Raw genomic sequence first — 23,400 nt, forward strand, 5'->3', positions numbered from 1 at the left:
GAAAACGTCACTGTACCTAGGTAACTCCCAACTCTCATCAAGAATAGGTCAATTTTTCTCCGACTCTCTCACCAATCTGCTTTTCCCAACATCGAATAACTTGCACCACCGTATCAACCGCGGAGCGAATAGTCGTGGACTTACGATAATAGGTATCACGAGAAATATTCATTACAGTACAACGCAGAGTGACTGAGCACCCTTTACGCTTCGTATCTTCTGGTGCATACATCAGACACTCCCGTAAGGTAACTTTAACTAGGCCAACAAGCGACTTAGACGGCAACTCTGGAAATTTACGAGCAATGATTTTCGCTAAACGAGAAGTTAGGAACGACAAAGACTTTTCATCTTCAGTGTTTGAATAAGCGTACATAGCCCATGCAGTCGCTTCCTTGCTTAACCCAGTTAATGCATGAGCAAAATCCATTTGTGTGTATTCAGGGATACCACCAACGCCAGTATCAAAGCGAACTGTCTTCAGCCCTGCTCTACCGATTTTTTCCAATGCGCTATGCTGATTCATAGTAATACTCCCAGTGAGAACTCATAACATCGGCTTTTACTTTGTACGATTTTTCGATTTGATGAATTTCTTCAGCAGTCCAATGCTGTGGTGGATGATAAGACTCAACAACTTCGAGGCGTCTCAGCCCCATTTTTTCGATAAGACAGTTTCTGTATTCGGACTTGTTAGCAGACTTATAACCGTTGCACTCACGACACTGGCCATGGCAATTATCTTCATCAAAGCGAAGCTCGGGAGCCGCACCGATTGAACGATAATGCCCTGCATCCAACTGACCATACTCAACATGTCGACCACAGCTGATACAAGGCTTACCAGCATCTCGTAAACGAATAAAGCGATTGAATTGCACTTGAGCTTGTTCTAAACGATAAGAGCGATTTCGGTTTCTCATGCGAACTCCATATGTTGATAAACTGCGTTCTGCATTTCCAGTTCGTCATTGAAAACTTGGGAAAGAGATTTGTTCCAAATAACGTTAAAACAGCCTTTGTAAATCTTCTCGAAATGCTCTTGATCCATATTGTCGAATGCAATCGACCAAGGGCGCTTAACTGTCCCACCATTAGGAAGAAACTCTAAGTCGAAAAACCCCGCCTCAATCATCACTTGATAACGATAATTTTCCTCACATTTGTATGCTTCTGGGTCACAATGCCCTTCTCGCTTTTTCCTAATGTCAGCAAGAACTAACTCCGCGATCTCAACTCCATGCGAAGCGTACATTTCTGAGCGTCCAGCCAACTGGCAAAAACGTTTAGCCGTTTCATGTGCAATGTAATACTCAGGCCCACTAATCAAACTGACATCTGGTGACCAATACTGAAAACCGAGATTCAGCAATGCAAAGAATTTTCTGTGATGTTCAAGAACTCGAACAGCAGCTTTCGATTTAGGTTTTAGCGCTACTACACGTCCTTTCATTGCAGACGCTTTTTCTCGCATAAGAGGGGTCGCATATTGAAGAAAACCACCAGCCGTAATCACTCCAACTATTTCATCATTTGGTTTTTTAGCCTTAACACTACGCATAGCGTTTCTCCCCTAAGTCGATTCGAGGCTTAGCCAGACGTTGGAGTCTTTTCAGTTTCTCGATTTCTGATTCAACCCAATCTGCATCATCGTTTGCCGCCTGAAGATTCTGGAAGTCTTGCAATGTGATGCCATATTCGTTCACAAACCTAACCAAAGCTCGGTTAGCGTTATTTCTTGCTAGACCAAATTCATCTCGATTGAAGTGAAATTTATAAATTTCTTCATACTGCTCACTAGCAACTTTCTGGTTTTCAGGGTTCAAACGTTGCAACTTGCGCTCGATGAATATTCGATCTGATGGGATACCCCACCTCTTCGAACCGGAGTATAGAAATCTGGGACAGAAATAAATCATCTAGTACCCCACCAGCGCTTGACGCAAAGCGAGTTGTTCTTTGATAAAACTCTGTAATCCTGAGATTTCATCCTTAAAACTCTGTATTGCACTTGCCGCAAATGAATTCTGGTAATCCGCTCGTTTTTGAATATCGCTTTTTAATCCTGAAATTTTGGATTCAGCGAGATGAATGTTGTTGTTGATCATATCAACATCACTGGCTTTGGAGACCGCAGGAACTGAACTGGCATCGCTACGCCCTCGGTCTTGCTCCTTCGAAAGCCAAGAATTAATAAATCTTGCCATGCCGCTTTTCGTTTTACGCCGAGAAGGATTTGCTCTTAGCCAGCCAAGCATATTTCTAAATTCTTGCATCACGTCCACCGCTTGATACAACGCTCTAAAATCAAAAATATCGTTGGTGTATACCGCGTAGACTTCACCAATTCGATTTGTTGGTAATTCAAATTCTGGTTTCGGTTTGTCGGTTTCGAGTAAATCGTCATTGCTCGGAACAAGATCTCTTAATGGATCTTTTACTAATGGATCTATAACTGATGGATCGTAGCCAGATTCTGGCTGTTCAAAATCAGTGATCTGGCTCCTCAAAACTGGCTGTTTTGAACGTTCATAATCTGGACGTTCAAAATTTGTACCCTCATTATCTTTCAATGGGTTAGTTGAAGGTCTAAGTTTTGAACATACAGAATCTAGACTTTCAAAAGCTCCTGAAATTACCTTTCCGATATTTAAGTAATACGCATTGGACGTTGCGACTCTCCGACCACTATCACCTAGCTTGGAACGTTGTTTCTTTTGCAGGAAGCCCCCTTCAACTAGACGTTTAATCACTCCCTTAGTCGTGCTCTCAGCAATGCCCGACTTTCTTGCGATCGTCTCAATCGATGGGTAGCAATACCCTTCATCGTTAGCAAAGTCAGCTAAGCAAAGCATCACTAACTTGTTATTGCCTTTTAGCTCCATGTTGTCCCACACGAAACTCATTATTTTTACCGACATAATTCTGGTATCTTTGTTATTAGTGAATGAGAGCGCTTAACTGATAGAGCGATAAACACTGATCGTCGATAGCTTGCCATTAAGAATCTTGGATACCGCTTTCATCGTGACATCCCTAATAGTCTTAGCTTCTTTCTCATCAATCTCACCGTCTTTTAGAGCATCAGCGATAGCAACATTCATCTCTCCAATTGCAGCCATTTCAGCTATTTGGATTTCAGAAAGCTCTTCAGAATCAAGCTCTGTGGGAACAGACTTGATTAAGATGCAATTAGCTTTGTTAGCGTAATACTGTGCAACGTGAGAAGTACCAGTTATGAACTGAATATCTTCAAGTTGTTGAGCATCAAATGGCTTGTTGCCATTCTTTTCCTCTAGCCGGTTACGGAATTGGTCATAGGTCATACCCATTCGTCTAGCTAACTCGGCACGCCCACCAACGAAGAACTTCTCACTTTTTAGGATTGCTTCTTTCAAGGTCTCAAATTGTTCAACCATTTGGGCTTCTCCGTGGTAGTTACAGTTTATCCTTTGCTGGAATAAGCTTGGGCTGTGGATCTGGGAACACGTCGTCAAATGAACATGAAGCTCCAAAACAATTTAGTTCTTTTACAATTTTCCATGCCATTTCGTAACTGGGCTTTCGATTACCTTTGACGTAGTGGTTAATTGAGCTTTGAGAAACACCAACTTGTTTAGCTAATTCATCTTGAGACTTACCTAAAGTTCTAAGAACCTGCTTAATATTTGTCATAAGACCTCCATAAGATAAATATTATTACATATTGGAATTTTGAATTACAACAACTATTACACAATGGAGATTTTATAAATAATTACGATAAGTAATAATTACACTATGAATATGTATTGGAATGACCTGGTTAAATCCAGAATGAAAGATGCAGGTATCACCCAAAGCATCCTTGCGGAAAGGATGGATAAATCCCAAAGTGCGATAGCACATTGGCTTGGCGGTAATAGAAAACCTAGCATCGAAGAAATCGCTACCATGATGAAAATCGTGGGGTTGAGTCGTATGACTTTGAATTCGGATGGCTATGTTGAGCCTTTAGAGTCAAGCTCCCCAAATTCCCCTATGATTAATTTTGAAACTAACACTCAGCTAATGTTTCCAGTTTTAGATGCTGTACAAGCTGGTAATTGGACTTGGACTAGTGCAAGCAACGCAGGCACTAAAGAAATATCGAAATGGTTAGCTACTACGGAAAAAGCTAGCGGGAAGAGCTTCTGGCTGCAAGTAGAAGGAGAATCGATGACTTCAGCTTCCGGAGTTAGCTTTCCTGAAGGGACATTAATTTTGGTTGATACAGAAAAGGATCATAACAATGGTTCTTTGGTTATCGCAAAGCTAGCCAACGTAGATGAAGTTACATTCAAAAAACTAATTGTTGATGCGGGACAAAAATTTCTGAAATCTTTAAATCCCGTTTACCCAACAATTTCAATAGATGCTAACTGCCGTATAGTTGGTGTAATAGTTGATGCAAAACTGCCTATTTATTAACCACATACAAAATCGCTAACTAACCGCCTTAGGGCGGTTTTTTATTACCTTAAATTCATTCCTCAAACTTATACCTCTCCTTTTCTTACAAAATATTCCATTTTGTAATTTACATCAATATTCCAATATGTAATATTAGCTGCGCAAAACGAGTTCTACTCTAGCTCTTTAACAATACGAACCATGAACGACTAACCGCATAGCAATGTGTTAGATCACTCCGAGTACCAGTGACGGAGGACAGAAATTCACTGAAATAGACCTTATTCATCGAATCGGCGACCGGGTGTTATTGCTTACAGATAATAGGAATAGTACTTACTGGAATGGTTTAACTGAGTGAATGACCCGAGAAGATGAGTGAGCCCCGCCTAGTTTCGGCGGTGAGGTAGAAACAATAAATGACTTTCAAAGAAAGTCATCTGAAATGCTTTTGAGGGTCAGACTACGAAGCTATGGAATACCGACAAGGCCTAAACTAGCGACCTTGAAGGCATTTCAGATTGTTAGAAGAAAAACTGATTTATCTTTTGTAATAATGATTTCTTATAAGGTTTCCTTAATTGGTTGAGTAATCTATGGTTGGCTTGGTTTGTTTTGCATTCTAATGAACAACACTTACACCCATAAGCAACATTAAAACCCTTAGATACTGCATCTTTCAAAAGCATATTTTTACCATACAATAATCCATGAGTCGCACGTACGTCTTCATCAGCACAAGATGGTCCCCATGTAATTATAATGCTGTCATCATTTTGAATTAATAAATGAAGAAGTGCATGAGATACATAGGAGATAATGATGTTCCTCAAAAAACGTTCCCCTCGTGGGTTTATTTTTTCGTGAAGCTCAAGCTCATTAGGTAACATCTCTTTAAGCACTATATAGCATTGCTCACGACTCATTGCTGAGCCTTGCAGCGCATCATCTATTTGTTCATATCGTTCGGCATTCGAGTCATCTGAAATGAATTCTTCATAAGCATCTGAATAACAAATTTTTCGGCAAGCATCAGCCCCAGCATCTTCAAGCATCGAATGGATAGTTCTATCTGCTTCATGCATAAGCTCAAAGGACAGCATAGGAAAAATCTGCTTTATCAACTCTCGATTAAATGATTCCCCGTTGAACAATGTAGCAACGTTAATACGACTCGAATTCAATCGTAATTCAATTAACGTACGAATATCATTTTTCATACAACACCTTAATAACGCCACAAAACTTTAAGACCAATTTCTTAATGGGTTGGTAAGCCAAGTAATCACTTCTGGTGAGTATGAGTTTTGTAGCCAGTCACCAAAATATAATTTGGTAACCGTGTAGAAGGGACCGTCTGATTCAGTGATATAGCACAGAGTATCTATCACCTCATTTTTAGAAAGAGGGCTCTCTAAAAACCAGCAATCTTCACTAAATCTAATTGCCTTTGAACCATACATGACCTCGGCAAGGACAGATTTAGCTTCCAAACTCGATAATTTTTCATAACCAATTGAATATACAGACATAGTTAACCTACAAGTGTCACCGTCCAATCATTGAACAATAAGCCAGCAAGTAAGTAGAAAAAACACGTTGGTGACTATTTAAGCAATATCTGACATGGCTATAGAGTTAATTGTGAAGTCAGCCCCAAACCATGGCGGCGCATAGACAAGTTTTTACGATTCTACTCTCATCAATCCTACCGTCGCCCACCAATCCATCTGGAGTTTTGTTATGAAAGCCCTAACAACGGCTGCTTTCCAACATTTAAAGCAGCAACTAAAAGCGTTACCCAATAACCGAAAGCTTTTGACTCACTACTGCCGTGAGCATGGTTTCCATAACCCACCTTCAATACTGACCCAATTCGATAAATCCTCTTCCATTCAAATCCAAGGCTCACTAGCCGTATAAGGAACACTACATGGCAATCAAATATTTTTTGGCTACTTGTGAGAAAAAAATCTCCAAGCATCCTGTAAAAGAAGGTCAATCACTGATTATTTCGATAATGGCGACGACACAGGCTGATGCAAAAAACGAAGTGCGATCACTGGTAGATAAACGAGACGTAGAGTTAGCCAACTCAGAGTTCACTTATAACGATTGGTACAAAACACCCCAGCTACAGCAAATAACTGAAGAAGAATATAACGCTGAACAGCTTGCTGCTGAGAACAATCAATCTGGAGAATACCCAACACTTAACGATGCGGGTTATTACGATGATAACCATGAAAGTGCTCAAATTTCTCAATTCATATACACCAATAACGGCCAAGAGTTTAATGGTGCGAAAGTCTTCATTTTGAATGTGGCAGACAACCAATGGTCATACGGTTTCAAATTTGCCAGCACTCATTCTGAAAAATACGAGCCAATGACGGAAGATAGATTAGAAAACACTCGTGACAATGCTGTCGACAAAGCAATTGGTCGTTTAGAGCGATTTCTTGATTACCATGACGAATTTGGCTCAGCTGAAGACAAACCATTCATATCAGCAGTGCTAGAACACGATTTTTATGCAGGATTTTCAATTGAAGGCACACTCGAAAATCAACTAGCAATAACGCTCACTGACGAGACTAAAGCCAGCCAAATACGTTTAGAAGGCGTGTTCAACAAAGCCGCTGCAAACGACTCCGTTCTAGAGCCCATCATCAAAAAAGCGGTTATGAATATTACCGATGATATTCATACGGTGATGGCCACAACTAATCTTGGTGATGAAGGGTTTGCATATGGGTTTGAGGTTAATTCTAAATCCGAGCATTTAGCGGGTAGTACTGATAGGTTTAGTGACGAACGATTTATCACCGAACGGGAAGCAATTAAAAGCGCTGGTCAGGCTATTTCTGACTATTTAGTTAGCTATGACACATCACTCACTCTCTATAAAGCATTCGCTCAAAGCAAATACATCGATTACTTCGAAGAAAATTCCATGGTTATGGGTGAACAAGAAGACCCTATAAAATCAGCTATTCGAAAGCGATTTGAAGCTAGACCAACAGCTCAAACCAACGAATCTGAAGTCTCTCAAACCTACGAAGCCATCTCTCATCTCATAACTGAACACACCAACATCGAAGAGCTTATCAAAGCGATTGAAACTACCCAGAAGTGCAATGAAATGTACATGTCACCTCAAATAGACGAACTTGTTGCCAAATGTACATCAACACCTTCAAAGCTAAACACCACTATCTACAAAGCAGTACAGCAACGATTAAAGAAAGCTGGAATTACTGATGAAGATAAGGTGATGACTGCTCACGATTACATAGCTCCAAACATCACAGACAAAACAGACATCAACAAACTGTGCGATACCATTGCCAAGTTGAAGAATCCCCACAACTTGCTCGTACCAGCTAACGCTTGCTTACTGGCAATGCAATGTGAGAAACAGAAATCCTCTAACGATTTCATTGAGATTTCTTCGTTCAAGGAAATGCCAAACCCTCACACATTTAACGAAGATACCGGAGCCACTATTGAAACGTGGCCATGTTTGAAAGTGCTTACTATGGATATCGGCGATGCTCTCAAGGCTCACATCAGCATTGGAATAACCCAAGTTCAGAATCGTCTTTACCATCACGAATTCATTGGGATAGTTGAAAACCCAAATGGTGTCTTTTACGCGATAACAAAATCACTGAATAAGCCAAACGTTAATAATCAATTAACAAATGCAGTGCATGGTGCATTAAGTGAAATTGAAAAGATCATTAACAGTAAGTTCCTAAACCAAACAGACGCAATCTACACACTCAAGCAATGGAGAGAGAACAAAGTTGGCTCTGAATGGTTTTCTCAGCATTCACACACATTTGATATCAAAAAAAGCTTACCAGAAGAGCACACAAATGAACCCAATTACACCCAAAGTGAATCAGAAGAACCAAAAACCTTACCAACCAAGCCAGAAAGTTTACCAACAGAAAAAGCTCCACCAGAGAATCGACAAGATTCTGATGAGCATCCTACCGATAGCGATAACGTTGTTCCTGTTGTATCAAGCCATTTCGTAGAACAAGAGCCAGCTAACGAACCACTTGTCGAAGTCACCACAATTGCAGACTTACCCGAAGATTACCAAAAGAACCCTAATCTGAAGCTCTGGATGCAGGGGTTCAAAACCGACCTCCAGCACGTTAAACCAGATCAGAACGGACGACTTTCCATAAAAACTCAATATCGCTTAATGAAAGCGACTGAGATTTGGGGACCTATAGGGGTTGGTTGGGGTTACAACGTGTTAAGAGAATGGATTGATACTGGTGCTCCAATCATTATGAACGGTGAAATAACTCAGTATTTTGAGCAAATCCATAAATTGGAAATTGAGTTTTGGTATCTGCACGAAGGCGAGAAAGTATCATTCACGCAATACGGGGATACTCGCAAACTCTATTTAGCCCGTGGTGGTTACTTCGTTCACGACGATGAAGTAGAAAAGAAATCGCTGTCTGATGCTTTGGGTAAAGCTATGTCAATGACGGGTATCTGCGCTGATGTTTATCTCGGTACCTATGACGGTGATTTAATCATTAACAAAGCAGAGCAAATTAACCTAGCCAATCGTCAACTTAAACAGCTTGAGTTTGATGGACAAGCGGCAGAACTCGCCATCAACAAAGCCAAGTCATATGCCGACAAGTTCTCTACCTCACCTTCACTGGCTGAAATTAAACGCCTTGAAAAACTCGCAGTTGCGGCATTAGAGGCTTACCCCACACAAGATGAAGATAGTAAACGCAAAAAGAGTAAAGCGATTGGTGCAATTGCGGTTCAAGCCCAAAACGCTATCGATGATTTCAACAAAGACTTAAGCACCACTCAAGAGGAGCAAGCAAATGGCTAACACTAAAGAATCGATGAATGATATCAATCAACAGGTTTTCGCCCTACTAGAGCTTGCCAAGGCCGAAAAATGGGATGAACAAACCATTGCTGATAACTTGGCGGGTCTTGAATGCAGCATCGATGACAAGCTGATGGCCTACCGCAGATTCATGGATAAGTTAGAGCTGGACGCAAATCTAGCTGAAGCCGAAAAGAAGGTCTACAGCGATTTAGCGAAGCCATACGCTGACCGTTCAAAAAGCCTGAAAGATGAAAGAAGCCGAATGACCTACCCACTGCTAAATCTCTTTAAAATGTTGGAGATTGAAAAGATGAAAGGTGCGTACGGTACGTTCTTCATCAAAAACAATCCCACTAAGCTCCGCTACAAAGAGGCTGAACTACCCAAACGCTTCCTGCAGCGTGAGGTTCGATTTGTTCCTGATGAAGATGCAATTAAAGCGGCTCTTGATGCGGGTGAGGAACTGGATTTTGCATGGTACGAAACCCAGCCTCAACAAGTCGTATTGAGAAAATAGGCTTATGAGATTAGTCGCACTAAAAATAGAGCCTCATTTAGTTGAGGCTTTTATGGGCTACCTATACGCCCATAACTATCAAATACAGAAGTCCATAAGCCCTACTCAGGGATATTGGGTTAACCATAGTACAACCACTGAAATCAGCCATATAACCAAAGTTGACCATTGGGGCAATCTTATTGTTCCGGAAAGGCTTTATGACGTAGCAATGAGGTTTCTATGCAATGGCAATACAAAATGTATCTAGCAATCAGCTTTGCCATATGGGTGACCATAATTATTGAAGTTAACCACTGATACCAAAACATGAGGGTAACTCATTCTAAGAAACGCCCAATAGATACCAAATTCCATTTACTAGAGGATTAGCTTGATGAGTAATCGGCAAAGAGAAGATCTAATCAGACGCATGAAGAACGTCGTCCAAAACACTTGTAACACTATTGGATGTGACAAATGCGGTTTGAAATGGGATGACGGCTGTAGCGCAACTGACCTACAAGACAAGAGCATGACAATCGAAATCGAAAAAATGAACTCTAAGGGGTAATCATGGCTTTCACGGTACGAACAACCGAAGATGACGAACAAGCAATTGAAGTGGCAAAACTCTACATTAATGCGAACAAAAAAGGAGAGATACTTTTGGAATGCGCCCGCCTTATCCCCGAACTCAAACATCAAATAACTGAACTAAACCGCGAAATATACCGCTTACAAGAAATCGAGCGCGGTACTCAAAGCTTCAAACAATCCATTCGACAATTCATTAAATCATAGGGAGGTGAACTATGAATACAGGTAACCAGATGATCACAGATACAGGCACTACACTTGAACCCTTAACGATAACAACCCGAGAAGTCTTAGAAACCACTGGTTTCAGTCGCTCTACACTAACTCGCCAAGAAGCCAATAACGGCTTCCCTAAAGCTACTGTGGCGCGTGGCATGTATTCTAGGAAAGCTGTTTATGATTGGCTTAGAGAGAATGGGTTGATGTAATTGAACAATAACCACAGAAGGTAGTGTACTAAGTATTGATATTAACCTCTTAGTACACTTCATCTATTTTTTTGCCAAGATACGTATGTTTTGCTGATGAACATATAGGCAAAAAAAAGTAGTGTTAATGGAATTAACCACCTAGCATAGTAAAAAACAATCAAATAGTTAGCTAGCACACCGTCAGCGTTGTAGCTAACACCAACTGCCCATACAAGGCTAATCACCGTTAAATATGAAAATAGTGTACTCATGCCGACGCCTAACCAAACAAAATGGTCAACTAGATCATATAATTCGAACAGTAGATCTTCGAGTAGTGATTTCTTAGACATATTCCCGCTTAATCAGATTCAATTGGACTACACCTCATATTGTGAAACCTCCAAGCATTGATAAATCTCAGCAACTATGTCGTTATTAGATGACCTGAGTTTAAATTTTAGATGAAAGATCCCTTAAGTTTCCAAACTAGTCTTCAAATTCAGCAACCGTTTTTATCACAGTTCGAGACTGAAAACATACGTTGTCAGTCTCACTCGAACCGTTTGCTATCCTTATTTTTTGTTCTTTAGCAGCACCCAAGCTGTCAGAATAAAGCCAGCAGCTCCAGTTAAGGTAGATGTGATGCGCCTTATACCATCAGAGTCATTTAACATTGACTCAAACCAAGACATATCGATCAGAGGATACAAAATCCCTGAAAATCCGATTACCAAACCATAAACCAACAAAATTCTATCCCTTACATTAAAGAATCGAAGTTTGCGCTCTAATTTATCGTGACCAAATGGCTTAGGCCTGAAATCATCTACTGTAGTATTCCAACCTAACTTATTCGAAAGCCTATTCCACGATTTAGCAATAGCACTTTTGTAAATTGTTCGGCTAATATCATCCCAAAAATACTTTGTCCCAAAACTTCGCATTACATCCATATCAAATGGAACACCACCAATATAATCAACACCTGATGAAACTCCCTGATCAAAATTTTCATTTTCAGAACGAGTCTTGTTACACAATCTGAAAATTAAATTATCCGAGTCCTCTTTCAACTGATTGATTAGATTATCTGATGTTATCTTAGAAATACTATCTTCCTCTTCAACACAAATAGTTACATCACTAATAAAATGACTTGCTGCGACCAGTTCATCATACCCTGCACGACTATCCAATAGAATAAAGTCATACTGCTTTGTAAACTTACTTAATAGAGTATTTAACAAACTAATTGCTTCACTCTTGGTATCAGGCATTAAATCAGTAAATTTTAATATTTCGTCAACACGGGACACAGATGGAGCTACATCAAATGAGCGGTACCTTGCTATCGCGACTTTACTAGCACCCGATACTTCTAAATCGCCTTTATCAATAAAGAAGTCAGCTATAGCAATTTCATCTTCTTCAATTAATTCAAGTCTTTCTTTTTTGTGATAGTACAACAGAGAGGTTAACCCTCGAACAAACACATCCAAATCAACAATGAGCGTAGAATGGTTTTCGTTCCCCAACAAATCAGCCAATACAGCCGTTAACAGTGTCTTACCTGTACCACCTTTACCACTTACTATATTAATAATTTTTGGCGCTGACATGTTAACCTCTTTTAAACAGAGTTATTGCTATAAAAATGATAGCTTGGAGTACATATGAATACATAATCGTAGAAAAAATCACAGGCAATACACTTTCGTATTCAATTACAAACGTTTTATGAAATATGTAATAGATAGGGAGCATAACCAAAGAAAACCACAATAGGCCTAGAGCCGTTTTGCCCAACACTGTATCAAAAAAGCCTTCACTCTTGGTTTTGTCTCGAAAATATGTGAACACGATGTATGACCATGTATGCCCAGACACCCAAGATAAGATTAATGTTGTTAAGATCTTGGGGCTACTGATTAAAAAAGTAACAATTGCCTGGACTATCTCATCAGGAATTTTGATTTCCAACTTAAATTTCTCTTTATAAACATCACATTATACGCACAGCTCACATATCGGATATGTGTACGATAAAGATAGCGTCTGTCTATTAGTATTGAAACGCTACAACGATTTTAATGATTACACTATAAACACGAAAGCCAAGTCAAAACTGCCAATTGTCGTGAGTCCGACTTAAAGCGTTCGATATGTTAATTTATTCTCTTGTTTTTTACCATTTGTATGAGAGCTGCCAAATTAGTATTTAAACTCATGATACAAAAAGCCAGTTGTTCCGACTCCTCAAACTTCGTTGAAAGAGATTGATAAGTGTTATCATTTTTTCGAACAAACGAGACTAAATCGCCTATCTTATTACCTAATGATTCACTTTCTTCTATTTGATGCGCTAAATAATTTCGCAATCGGTTTAGCTTTTTTAAAGCTATCCAAAGCCACTCTTGTTTTGGGCTTTCTGGTGTTATCGCTTCAGCTAAGCAGATCATTTGGTGGCAATCGAATGTCGCTCCTTGCGAACCTATGAGGGCTTGTCGATGAGGCAACTGAAGTCTTACGACCTCCCTCACTTTTTCTTCAGCCAATATGTGACCTTTTAATATTTGTAAGGTTGTATCTCCCGAAAAAGGAAACACTTCCATAAACCGCTTTCGTTCTTCATTGGAAATATTCATTTTCTTCTCTAGTGTTAAAACTGTGATACGAGTTTTTGTCATAACGCTACTATGATAACTGCATATTTCACTATAGAAATGACACATTTATCATTTTATTTTGTTATTAACAATCTACGCCCAAACATTGGTTGTTCTAGCATCAAACAGTTTAACTTTGCATTTAAATTTCCCTTTAATCCTTTCAATATGTTTTCTGTCCTCATCGCTATAAACACCAATATAAATACTAAAAAGCTTGTTGCCGACCTTTTTACCTTGCTTCGAGGCAATATTTATCGCATCAATTATATGATAGTCATATTTGCCAAAATTAAACCCAAAAGTAACTAATGAGCCTTCAATTTCACACAATGAATCATAACAAAATGTTAAATATTGATTATGTAGAATATGTTCTAATTTCTCTGTTCCATTACCAGAAGCTACAAATACTGGATAGTGCCCATTATCAATTCTGTTTTTTATATTCTCTAGCAAATAATGTCTGACCGTATACTCTTCTTTGATAATGTGTACTCCCTCGTCAAAGATAGGTAGTGCACCATGAAGATAAAAAATGTTTTGACTGCGTTTGTTATTACCCCAGCGAAGCTCTGAATACTCTGGGTCGTCGTCATATCCAGCTTCATCTATTCTGTCTCGACCAAATCCATCTATAGCAAATTTTGAGCTTTTTCGCATAAGAACCCAATAAAGCAATAAATCGTAATTGGTACTAAAAACTGAACCTTGATTATTGATAAAAAATGACAAAAACTCGTAGCATTTATCTATAGAAGAATCTCCCAGCTTAAATACATGCTCAGGATGCAATGACTCAACGGCTTCAATTAAGCTTTCCTTTAGACGCTCACTTGCGGTTTTGATTTTTTCTAGCAAATCGTTATCTGGATCAAACGCCTCGATAAGTTCACAGAAGTTATCTAGTTGCTGCATAACCAGTTCGAAGTTCTTAGTATTTACTATATCGAAAAGAGATGTAATTAATGGGTCTTCCTGTGTCTCAATAAACTGATGTAATGCGTTATAGGAAAATATTTTGTGGTTGTATGCCATACTAAAACCATTCCCTAGCAACAAATGAACTGTTCTTTTTTGTTTTCTTAAGTATTCCTGCACTTCACTGTACGTTTCAAGCTTACTGGCCATCCTAACCTCTCATGAATACACAACTCTACGTCTTTATGTGAGAGCGTTTCTCACAATTTTGACCACAATACTAGGTAACAAAATGGCATGCGGCAACTTTGTTAAAAAAAAGCGTTAACAACTTCACTTTTGCCAATCGCCAAGCATATCAATCTTGACGTCGAGTTAAATTAGACTCAAAATCACTGTATATAAATACAGTGATTTTGATATATGAAAGTTATTCCTATCCATGCAAGCGCTGGTATTACTGGCTTTGAATCCCCTGCTGCTGAGTACGCGCAACTTGGGATGAATCTAGACGAACTCCTGATTGAACACCCTAGCGCCACGTTCATAGGACAGGCTATTGGTGAGTCAATGCAGGGTATTGGTATCTTTGACGGTGATTTATTAATTGTTGACCGCCACGTTACCGTTCAGAACCTAGATGTAATCGTGGCAAACTACAACGGCGAGTTTGTTTGTAAGATGATCGATATGACTAGAAGACAGCTATTGTCAGCGAACGAAACTATGATGCCTGTTTACATAAACTCTCAAGACACTTTTTCTATTGAAGGTGTGGTGATCCGTTCTATCCGATGTCATCGCCCAAGCTACCTACTTTCTTCTAAGGTTAAGTAATGTTTGCCTTAGTTGACGCAAATTCTTTTTACTGTAGCGCAGAACAAGTATTTCGCCCTGATTGGCGGGGTAAACCAGTTATCGTTATATCAAACAATGACGGTTGTGTCATAGCGGCAAACAGACAAGCAAAAGAGGCGGGTATTCCAAAATTTAAGCCTTACTTTCAAGTTAAGTCATTGTGTAAGGTGATGCTCTGCCTCGCTTTTAACTCACCATTTGACGACAAGCCACAGAGCTTTCGCGTAGTTCGTCATTTTCCTTACCCAACTTCTGATTCAATTCAATTGGTTAAGATAGCCACTGAAGCAGCCAAGCAGTTGTTTAAGTCAGGTGTTCGCTATTACAAGATTGGTGTGGGATTAATTGAATTAGTTGATGGGCGTCACGAGCAATTAGAGTTACTAAACCCTTCACCTAGCAACGATAAACTTATGAAAGTATTTGACGGACTTAATAACAGATATGGAACAGATACCCTATTTATAGGCTCTCAGGGAATAGAACCGAAGTGGAGTATGCGAAGAAAAATGCTTACACCCGAGTATACAACTCGATGGTTAGACATACCCAAAGTAAAATGTTGATAATGGCACTAACAGTTTTACAAGGAAGCCATGAGTAGTATTAGAGCATATTGGAAATCATCCTTCAGGCTGTTGATACAACATCTAAATGAAGATTGCATCGAATTGTAAGTTGAAAATGAGAAGTCGATCTATTTTAACTATGGATACAACAGATAACCCACTGATAGAATGAGTAAAAACTCACGCACTCATAGCATGTCAATAGAATCTATAAAAATTGAAAATGTACTTTCATTTGAGAACTTACAAATAGTCGATATGAAAGACATGAACTGTATCGTAGGTAGGAATAACGTAGGAAAATCCAATCTACTCAAAGCATTGAAATTTTTTTATAACAAACTTGAAGAAAAAGAAGAACTGCCACCTAAATTACACTCTAACTACTCTTACAAAGGTAAAATAGCAATTACCTTTGATACAACAAGAATATTTCATATTGCTAGGAAAAATCCTAGCAATAGCTATTTTTCATTTATTATCAGAAAACTAATCCCCTTACATAAAAGACGATTTCATGCATTAAGATCATATGATAATACGAAAAGCACTTTCACTTTAACACTTAACATTTATAATGACGGGTCTGTCAAATGGTCAACAAATGATAAACAAACAAGAAATTTAATACTATATCTTTTCCCGTTTTTTCACATTGAACCTAGGCATATGGATTTACATGAATGGGATAGTTTATGGGATCTAATATCAAGACTAAAATCGTTTAACTTGTCTAAAATCGATGATGAATCTGTAATTGAGTTTTTTGATAAATCCATTAACACAGATGGAGAGAACTCCTACCATAGATACGTCAACGATCTAAACAGTATTATATCAACTAAGAAAAGTACACAAAAAGAAAAAATATTAAGTTATATAAAAGCTGGTTTAAAGGGCTACAAGTTTGAAATTAATGAAAGTGACTTGAAATTTCAATCTGATGGTACTAACTCATTTCATTTTATAACAACATTTTTAAAGATACTTATTACCATTTCACGAAGAGAATATATAACTCCATTTGTTTTTATTGATGAACCTGAATTAGGCTTACATCCAAAAATGAATGAGGTACTTGTTAACGATATTTATGAATATTATAAATATGAGGGAGAGGTAGATAACAAAGTTACACGACCTAAAGTTTTCATAACTACACACTCACAAAACATAGTAAAAGAAGTTATCAAAAAATTTAGGCAACGACAGTCAGTGTTATGCTTCCAAAAGGCCAATAGTTCATCTACGACTATTCACCGTCTGAAATCAACGTATAACAGTGAAAGCTTTATAAATATATTCAGCGATAACGAAGCTCGACTATTTTTTAGTAGCTTCATTTTATTTGTTGAAGGGGAAACTGAATTAGAGGTCTTCGGTAATATGAGACTAATCGAGCACTTTCCTCACTTGAGAAATATTGATATTTACAAATGTAGTAGCAATATTATAGGAGAACGAGTTAATCCATCATACTCTAACTCGTCAATACCCTATTTATTTCTATTTGATGCGGACAAAGCTTGGAATTTGGCTGGAAGCCCAAAACAATTCACATTGGATTCAAAAAAAAATGGGGATTATTTTAGCATCAAGAAAAAGGATCTTAAGAAAGAACATGATAGATATAAGTTAGGATTCAGCAAAAAATATTCTGAGATTAAGAACGATATTTATACTCTGATGGTAAGTGAAAATATGCCATTAGCGTTTGACCTTACTAAGCAAAATTTTCATTTCAATACTAATCTTGATGATTTTTTTAAGTCTCTCAAAAGTTATATGCTCCAAAAGAATTGCTACATAAACAACACTACTTTTGAAGGCTGTTTAATTAATGAATCTAGTTCTCCCATTTTTTATGAGTGGTTAAAAGCAGAACGAAATGTTGACATGAGCCCAATTTTATCAAGGGTTTCGTCAAGTAATATTCTAACTGATAGTATGCTTGTCGACTATATGAGAGTTATTTTCAAAGGAAAAACAAAAATTTTATCAGATTATAAATCATTTAATTTAGATGAATACGATAAGGCAATAAAAAACAGTGCAACTCCACACGCTCGGTTACTAAAAACAAGTAGACGTGCAAAGTTGATAATGAAAGAACTTGAAAAGAGGACAATTGCTAGCAGTAATGTTGACAAAACTAATGGTTGGACGACGAGCTTTTTAAATTTTGCAGTTAATCACATAGAAAATGAAATGGTTACTAAAAATTCTACTTTTGGCAGTCTATTTAAGATTTATTTTCCAGAATTATATGATATTATAAGAATGCTTCAACCCGATAGTAGAGGGGAGATATGAGTCTAGTACGAATATCTGAGAGCTGGTCTCTCCTAGTCCCAATAATTGCCATTTCAATTGGCCATATTATTAGTGTGCTTAAAGGTCACACCTACGGTGTAATGATGTTCTTTTGTATCGGGTTGAAGCACTTATGAAGAAAATCAACAATGAATTTTTTAAAGGCGCAATTTTAAAAAATAACGAAGCTCTTTTCGATGAATTTAAACCTAGTATTTCTGAATTCAGAATAGGTGGTGATAATTTTTTTAAAATATCGCCCAATACCCCTCATCATGACATAAGTGAAAGAATTACGAAGATAGTTTTTTCTCAAGTTGAAATCAATTCAAGCGCATGCGGATTTGTTCAAGGAAAATCCTACTTTGATTTTTTGAAACCGCATATTCATGGGTATTATTTTCTAAGACTAGATATAAAAAAGTTTTTCCATTCGATTAAAATATCTGATGTTTCAGCATTGCTGGAAGATTGTTTTAGCAATGAAAAAGGTAAATTTAAATACTCTCCTTATGACATTGCTCTTATGTCTGTTACACATAAAGTATCTAGTAATTTCTCTGATATCAAACTTAGAGAAAAGGATATTTTACCTATTGGATTACCCTCATCACCAGTTATATCAAACATCATTTTTAGGCGCGTAGATATCCTTATTCAAAAATACTGTGAGAATAAAAAAATTACATATAGTAGGTATGCTGATGATTTGCTATTTTCCTCATTAAACAGCAACTTCATACACAGTGAAAACTTTGAGAGAGAGATATCATTCTTCTTATCATGCCTTTCCCTTAGACTAAATCACAAAAAAAGGAAAGCGTGTGAAAACACCATTTCCTTAAATGGTTATGTTATTAAAAACTCAAAACCTAAGAAACTAGATTTTTTTAACATACACAAGGAAGACCCTGTCGGAAAAATAAGCTTATCAAACAAAAAACTTAAAATAATCAAAAAGATAATTCACCACTTAAAAAAGGGTTCTAGTGCTATAACCATTATGGAAGAGCTCTTTTATTTAAACTTCAATAAAAATAGAAGCAAATTTTATAATTATTACGGATTTTATCAAAAGTATGCAGAAGATCAATTGCAAAATAAACTAAAAGGTTATCGTTCATATTTACTTTCACTAGTTATTTTTCATCAAAAAAATAAATGCGTGGATGAATTGTGCTTAAGAACAGTAAAAAAAATGATAAAAGACATTAATAAAAAAATAGTTTAACGCTTTCATGTTAATAAACTGGCTCTAGTTATTCAGAGCCAGTTATATTGATACACACCAAGAACAGATTTAATATAGTCATAAGTTAACTATTGAACTTAGTCGCACCTTCTCAAAAGGCACACATCGCTGACTTTCCATAAAATCACACCATTTTTCATAGCACTCTCTTTGTTCATAAAGATAGTCATAATCTAAATAGTGTTTCTTCGTACCTGTATGCACTTTATGCCCCAACATCACGTCGCTGACCTTTGGATTGAAGCCTGCTGATTCCCACCAGTTTCGAGCTGTTCTTCGCATATCGTGATTAAGCGAAGGCGGTAATCCATGACTTTCTACAAAACATGAGAAACGTTTGCCAACATCAACGAGAGTATTCCCCGAGATTGGGGTATCTGATTTTTTGTTTACTTGAGGAAAAATGACTTCACAGTTAGGAAACATAGCGAATTGCTCTCTCAAAATGCTTACAGCTAGTTCTGGTATAGCGCGTCTAATTTCGCCCCCACCCTTGTGTCGTATTTTGTTATGTTCTTCTGGTACCGTCCAAATCAGCTTTTCAAAATCAAAGTCGGTTTTCTTTGCGAGTCGGAGCTCTACGCCTCGACAACCGAAAATCATTAGAAGCTTCAGTATATTTCTATTGCTAGGATGCGCAGGAAAGCCCGAGAGGAGCTGCCAAAGCCTTCTGACGTTGTTACCTTCCTGTTTGGTGCTTCGGACGCTTGTAGGCTTTCCTACGTCGTTTTTCTTCAACTCTGAAATTACGTTATATTTTAAAAGACCGTGTCTGACCGAAAACGATAGAACACCTTTAAAACGTGCCATTAAGTTTGCCGAATGCTTAGGGCTTACTCGTTCACTGGCTATTTTGAAAACCTTAACGTAGTCAAACAACTCTAGGTCTTTAGCATCATAGTCGCCAACATATGGGACAATATCTTTGTAGAACATAGTCAGTAGCGGCTCTGGCCGTTCCAAATTTGGCTCTGCGTGGTTTGCATACCAATAGTCGATCAGTTCTTTAACTGTGGTAGGTTTAGGATTTTCGCGGTTTATGATTAGTTTGTTTCGAGGGTCTATGCCTTGTGAGACTAAAGCTTCTTTTTCCTTTTTCACTTTCTCTGCATCGGTAATTCGCAATTCGGGATAAGTCCCTAATTTCATTCTTATGGCTTTACCGCCTAAAGAAAACCGATAAAACCATGAGATCTTTCCTTTTGGGGATATTCGTAATCCGAGTCCATCACGATAAGTTATTTCCGGAGCACCCTCGTATGTTTTGCCACTTACAGAGCGCAACCAAGAATCGGTTATTCGTTTTGTCATGGTGTATTCTCTGTACCAAAAATTTGGTACGAGTTTGGTACAAGCGATTCAGAAAATCAAAGAATCATTTTGAGCATACTAGATTATGAGAGGTGGCTACAGAAAACTCTAAACACTTGATTTACAGTGGATTGTGAACAAGTGAGATGATGAGAGATAAATTGAGGAGATGCTGCATGTGATACACACCAAGCAACACTTGTTTAAATATTGTGCTTAAAAATCAGAATGATAGAAAACAAGCACTCGATAAATCATTTTTAAATGCATCAACTCAAAGCGCAAATACGGATGCACTATCGTTAACACAAGCTGAGCATTCTAACGGATATGGATGAAATCTCAAGCAATCATTGCGTTCAAGCCTGATTAGACTGTGTTTATTAATCCAATCCAAAAAAGAAACCCATGGCTTTCACCACGGGCTTACTCTATTAAGTTTTATCAGCTGTCAATTAAGCTTCTTGGCTACGACGGCTGTGACCACGTTCACCACGGTAGTTACCACGGTTGTCGCCACCACGGTTACGGTCAAAACGACGTTCACCGCCTTCACGGCTGCCACCTTCACGGTTGCCACGGAAACCACCTTCACGACGAGGTGCGCCATCACGGTTACCACGGAAGCCACCGTCACGGTTGCCACCTTCACGACGTCCGCCTTCACGACGACCACGAGATTCGCGGAAATCATCAAAATCACATACAACCGCGCCTACTTCTTTTTGACGAATACGCAGTTTACGTAGTTTGCCAGTCACTTCAGCAGACATAGTCTTTGGAAGCTGAACAAATGTATGACCTTGAGCCAGTTTAATAGCACCGATAGAACCTTTAGTTAGGCCTAGTTCGTTTGCAAGAGCACCAACGATGTCTTTAACTTGCACGCCTTGGTCACGACCAACCTGAAGCTGGTAAGTTTCCCAATCTGCTTTGTCACGGCTACCGAATTCACGACGACCACCTTCACCGCGATCATCACGACGCTCACGACGACGTTGTTTGTCACGCTCTACTGCTGCGATCATTGGATCTTCACCAGTGTAGAACAGTGGACGCTTACCTTGTTGGCGTTTCAACAAGATTGCACATAGTGTTGCAGCATCCATTTCTAGAGACGCTTGTAGCTTCTCTACGAGTTCAGCAAACTTATCAAGAACAGTGTTGTTTTCTTTCTCTGCCGCTAGCTCAGCAGCAAGTAGAGTAAGACGAGCTTCTGCTACTTGATCACGGTGTGGAAGTTGAATTTCTTCCATTGATGAACGAGTAACGCGCTCAATAGTGCGAAGCATACGAAGTTGGTTAGTACGTACTAACAGAATCGCTTTACCTTTACGGCCAGCACGACCTGTACGACCGATACGGTGGATGTACGACTCAACATCGAATGGAATATCGTAGTTAAATACGTGAGTGATTCGTGGCACATCAAGACCACGAGCAACAACGTCAGTTGCAACAAGGATATCAATAACACCTTGTTTGATATGGTCGACAGTACGCTCACGTAGAGACTGAGGAATATCACCGTGCAGTGCAGCCGCTTTAAAGCCACGAGAGCTTAACCAGTCTGCAAGACGCTCTGTATCTTGACGAGTACGAACGAACACGATTGACGCGTCAGTTTCTTCAGTTTCTAGAAGACGAGACATTGCTTCGTCTTTCTCTACGCCTTTTACAACCCAGAATTGTTGCTCTACTTTCTCAACCGTTTGGTTTGAACCAGCAACGTCAACACGAGCAGGGTTACGTAGGAAGCGATCAACAATAGTTTTAACCATTGGAGGCATTGTTGCAGAGAACAGTACGCGTTGCGCTGATTCAGGAGCTTGCTCCATGATCCAAGTAACGTCGTCTACGAAGCCCATCTTCAACATTTCGTCAGCTTCATCAAGAACGAAAGTATGACATTCGTCTAGGTGTAGGCGTTCACGAGTGATCAAGTCTTTCACACGACCAGGAGTACCAACAACAATGTGAGCACCTGACCGTAGAGAACGCATTTGATCAACGATAGAAGCACCACCGTAGATTTCTAGAACTTTAAGGCCTTTAATATTTTGACCTAAGTTTTTAATTTCAGCAGCTACCTGAATCGCAAGCTCACGAGTTGGAGCCATAATGATTGCTTGAGGTTTATGCTGAGATAAATCGATTTTGTTTAGCAGCGGTAATGAAAATGCTGCTGTTTTACCAGTACCGGTTTGTGCTTTACCTAATGCATCACGGCCTTCCAAAAGATGAGGAATAGCTGCTGCTTGGATAGGTGTTGGAGAAACGAAGCCCATTTCGCTTAGGGCCGAAAGAACAGCACTGTTAAGTGCTAAGTCACTGAATTGAATCACAGTCTCTGACATGGGGATCCCACTAAAATATTAATAAACCAAGGTCCCATGTGCTCCACCATTTCCAACCAATCCAACGATTGTCTGAATTCCGTTCAGATACGGATAAGTCATATAACGCATCAAGCCACTAGGGACATCTAAGGGAGGCGGATTATTCCCTAAAAGCATAAAAAAAGCCAGAAAAAATTGAAATTCATCACAATTTATTCTCTTAAAGGATAAAAATTCATCAAAACCTCGTTCCAACCCTTTTATTCGTCAGTAATTTGCGCCGACAAATGCACAAATAGCACTGGTCAAATTGCTTGAGAAAGGTCTTCGCTGGGTAGTAATAATT

General features: G+C 38.7%; 25 protein-coding genes. 11 read left to right on the forward strand and 14 right to left on the reverse strand.

Going from position 1 to position 23,400, the window contains the following annotated elements:
- Window positions 1-37 precede the first annotated feature (37 nt).
- From HUO09_RS05630 to HUO09_RS05660, 7 genes are all read right to left on the reverse strand, one after another.
- Window positions 38-526: a hypothetical protein gene (locus HUO09_RS05630; RefSeq protein WP_188233292.1), complete on the reverse strand. Its 489-nt coding sequence runs from the start codon at window positions 524-526 to the stop codon at window positions 38-40.
- Window positions 513-923, reverse strand: coding sequence for a recombination protein NinG (locus HUO09_RS05635; RefSeq protein WP_188233293.1), 411 nt, complete (start codon window positions 921-923; stop codon window positions 513-515). The genes HUO09_RS05630 and HUO09_RS05635 overlap by 14 nt, the downstream gene beginning before the upstream one ends.
- On the reverse strand, window positions 920-1,561 hold the full coding sequence (locus HUO09_RS05640) for a DUF1367 family protein (protein WP_188233294.1): 642 nt from the start codon (window positions 1,559-1,561) through the stop codon (window positions 920-922). The genes HUO09_RS05635 and HUO09_RS05640 overlap by 4 nt, the downstream gene beginning before the upstream one ends.
- A complete protein-coding gene (locus HUO09_RS05645; protein WP_167410652.1) occupies window positions 1,554-1,835 on the reverse strand; it encodes a hypothetical protein in 282 nt (93 codons plus the stop codon). Before HUO09_RS05645 ends, HUO09_RS05640 begins: the two co-directional genes overlap by 8 nt.
- An 84-nt stretch (window positions 1,836-1,919) precedes the next feature.
- Window positions 1,920-2,906 carry a helix-turn-helix domain-containing protein gene (locus HUO09_RS05650; RefSeq protein ID WP_188233295.1) on the reverse strand — a complete coding sequence of 329 codons (987 nt, stop codon included), beginning with the start codon at window positions 2,904-2,906 and terminating at the stop codon, window positions 1,920-1,922.
- A gap of 51 nt (window positions 2,907-2,957) precedes the next feature.
- On the reverse strand, window positions 2,958-3,419 hold the full coding sequence (locus tag HUO09_RS05655; protein WP_167410654.1) for a YmfL family putative regulatory protein: 462 nt from the start codon (window positions 3,417-3,419) through the stop codon (window positions 2,958-2,960).
- Between the two features lie 19 nt (window positions 3,420-3,438).
- Window positions 3,439-3,675 carry a helix-turn-helix transcriptional regulator gene (locus HUO09_RS05660; RefSeq protein ID WP_188233296.1) on the reverse strand — a complete coding sequence of 79 codons (237 nt, stop codon included), beginning with the start codon at window positions 3,673-3,675 and terminating at the stop codon, window positions 3,439-3,441.
- Window positions 3,676-3,816: 141 nt separating this feature from the next.
- On the opposite strand from HUO09_RS05660, the gene HUO09_RS05665 reads away from it, so the two are divergent.
- Complete coding sequence (locus HUO09_RS05665; protein WP_223159331.1) at window positions 3,817-4,449, forward strand: LexA family transcriptional regulator; 633 nt, start codon at window positions 3,817-3,819, stop codon at window positions 4,447-4,449.
- 506 nt (window positions 4,450-4,955) lie between these two features.
- On the opposite strand, the gene HUO09_RS05670 is transcribed toward HUO09_RS05665, so the two are convergent.
- The gene (locus HUO09_RS05670; protein WP_188233298.1) at window positions 4,956-5,651 is read right to left on the reverse strand and encodes a hypothetical protein; all 696 of its coding nucleotides are present in this window, start codon (window positions 5,649-5,651) and stop codon (window positions 4,956-4,958) included.
- A 27-nt stretch (window positions 5,652-5,678) separates the two neighbouring features.
- Window positions 5,679-5,963 carry a hypothetical protein gene (locus tag HUO09_RS05675; RefSeq protein WP_188233299.1) on the reverse strand — a complete coding sequence of 95 codons (285 nt, stop codon included), beginning with the start codon at window positions 5,961-5,963 and terminating at the stop codon, window positions 5,679-5,681.
- Between the two features lie 211 nt (window positions 5,964-6,174).
- Between HUO09_RS05675 and HUO09_RS05680 the strand changes: the two genes are divergently transcribed.
- The 6 genes from HUO09_RS05680 (at window position 6,175) to HUO09_RS05705 (ending at window position 10,840) form a co-directional block, all read left to right on the forward strand.
- Window positions 6,175-6,354, forward strand: a complete 180-nt coding sequence (locus HUO09_RS05680; protein ID WP_167410659.1) for a hypothetical protein — start codon at window positions 6,175-6,177, stop codon at window positions 6,352-6,354.
- 10 nt (window positions 6,355-6,364) lie between these two features.
- The gene (locus HUO09_RS05685; protein WP_188233300.1) at window positions 6,365-9,313 is read left to right on the forward strand and encodes a hypothetical protein; all 2,949 of its coding nucleotides are present in this window, start codon (window positions 6,365-6,367) and stop codon (window positions 9,311-9,313) included.
- Window positions 9,306-9,833 (forward strand): siphovirus Gp157 family protein, encoded by a 528-nt coding sequence (locus HUO09_RS05690; protein ID WP_188233301.1) that lies wholly within the window; start codon window positions 9,306-9,308, stop codon window positions 9,831-9,833. The genes HUO09_RS05685 and HUO09_RS05690 overlap by 8 nt, the downstream gene beginning before the upstream one ends.
- A 376-nt stretch (window positions 9,834-10,209) precedes the next feature.
- Complete coding sequence (locus tag HUO09_RS05695; RefSeq protein ID WP_188233302.1) at window positions 10,210-10,386, forward strand: hypothetical protein; 177 nt, start codon at window positions 10,210-10,212, stop codon at window positions 10,384-10,386.
- Window positions 10,387-10,388: 2 nt separating this feature from the next.
- Complete coding sequence (locus HUO09_RS05700) at window positions 10,389-10,616, forward strand: hypothetical protein (protein WP_167410663.1); 228 nt, start codon at window positions 10,389-10,391, stop codon at window positions 10,614-10,616.
- A gap of 11 nt (window positions 10,617-10,627) precedes the next feature.
- Window positions 10,628-10,840, forward strand: coding sequence for an AlpA family transcriptional regulator (locus tag HUO09_RS05705; RefSeq protein ID WP_188233303.1), 213 nt, complete (start codon window positions 10,628-10,630; stop codon window positions 10,838-10,840).
- Window positions 10,841-11,397: 557 nt separating this feature from the next.
- Here HUO09_RS05705 and HUO09_RS05710 read toward each other — a convergent pair.
- The 3 genes from HUO09_RS05710 to HUO09_RS05720 form a co-directional block, all read right to left on the reverse strand.
- On the reverse strand, window positions 11,398-12,444 hold the full coding sequence (locus tag HUO09_RS05710; protein ID WP_188233304.1) for a ParA family protein: 1,047 nt from the start codon (window positions 12,442-12,444) through the stop codon (window positions 11,398-11,400).
- Window positions 12,445-12,990: 546 nt separating this feature from the next.
- Complete coding sequence (locus HUO09_RS05715) at window positions 12,991-13,512, reverse strand: hypothetical protein (RefSeq protein ID WP_188233305.1); 522 nt, start codon at window positions 13,510-13,512, stop codon at window positions 12,991-12,993.
- A gap of 72 nt (window positions 13,513-13,584) precedes the next feature.
- Entirely contained in the window at window positions 13,585-14,622 is a 1,038-nt protein-coding gene (locus HUO09_RS05720; protein ID WP_188233306.1) for a DUF4917 family protein, read from the reverse strand.
- A gap of 213 nt (window positions 14,623-14,835) precedes the next feature.
- On the opposite strand from HUO09_RS05720, the gene HUO09_RS05725 reads away from it, so the two are divergent.
- The 4 genes from HUO09_RS05725 to HUO09_RS05740 all read left to right on the forward strand — a co-directional run bounded on the left by HUO09_RS05725 (window position 14,836) and on the right by HUO09_RS05740 (window position 19,383).
- A complete protein-coding gene (locus tag HUO09_RS05725) occupies window positions 14,836-15,249 on the forward strand; it encodes a LexA family transcriptional regulator (protein WP_188233307.1) in 414 nt (137 codons plus the stop codon).
- Window positions 15,249-15,836, forward strand: coding sequence for a DUF4113 domain-containing protein (locus tag HUO09_RS05730; protein ID WP_188233308.1), 588 nt, complete (start codon window positions 15,249-15,251; stop codon window positions 15,834-15,836). Before HUO09_RS05725 ends, HUO09_RS05730 begins: the two co-directional genes overlap by 1 nt.
- 198 nt (window positions 15,837-16,034) lie before the next feature.
- A complete protein-coding gene (locus tag HUO09_RS05735) occupies window positions 16,035-18,152 on the forward strand; it encodes a retron Eco8 family effector endonuclease (protein WP_188233309.1) in 2,118 nt (705 codons plus the stop codon).
- Between the two features lie 133 nt (window positions 18,153-18,285).
- Entirely contained in the window at window positions 18,286-19,383 is a 1,098-nt protein-coding gene (locus HUO09_RS05740) for a reverse transcriptase family protein (protein ID WP_188233310.1), read from the forward strand.
- 78 nt (window positions 19,384-19,461) lie between these two features.
- Here HUO09_RS05740 and HUO09_RS05745 read toward each other — a convergent pair whose 3' ends face one another.
- On the reverse strand, window positions 19,462-20,715 hold the full coding sequence (locus HUO09_RS05745) for a site-specific integrase (protein ID WP_188233311.1): 1,254 nt from the start codon (window positions 20,713-20,715) through the stop codon (window positions 19,462-19,464).
- A gap of 455 nt (window positions 20,716-21,170) precedes the next feature.
- Window positions 21,171-23,072 (reverse strand): DEAD/DEAH box helicase, encoded by a 1,902-nt coding sequence (locus HUO09_RS05750; protein ID WP_188233312.1) that lies wholly within the window; start codon window positions 23,070-23,072, stop codon window positions 21,171-21,173.
- Window positions 23,073-23,400 lie beyond the last annotated feature (328 nt).

The sequence above is a fragment of the Vibrio sp. Y2-5 genome, from assembly GCF_014596725.1.
In the GTDB taxonomy this organism is placed as follows: Bacteria; Pseudomonadota; Gammaproteobacteria; order Enterobacterales; family Vibrionaceae; genus Vibrio.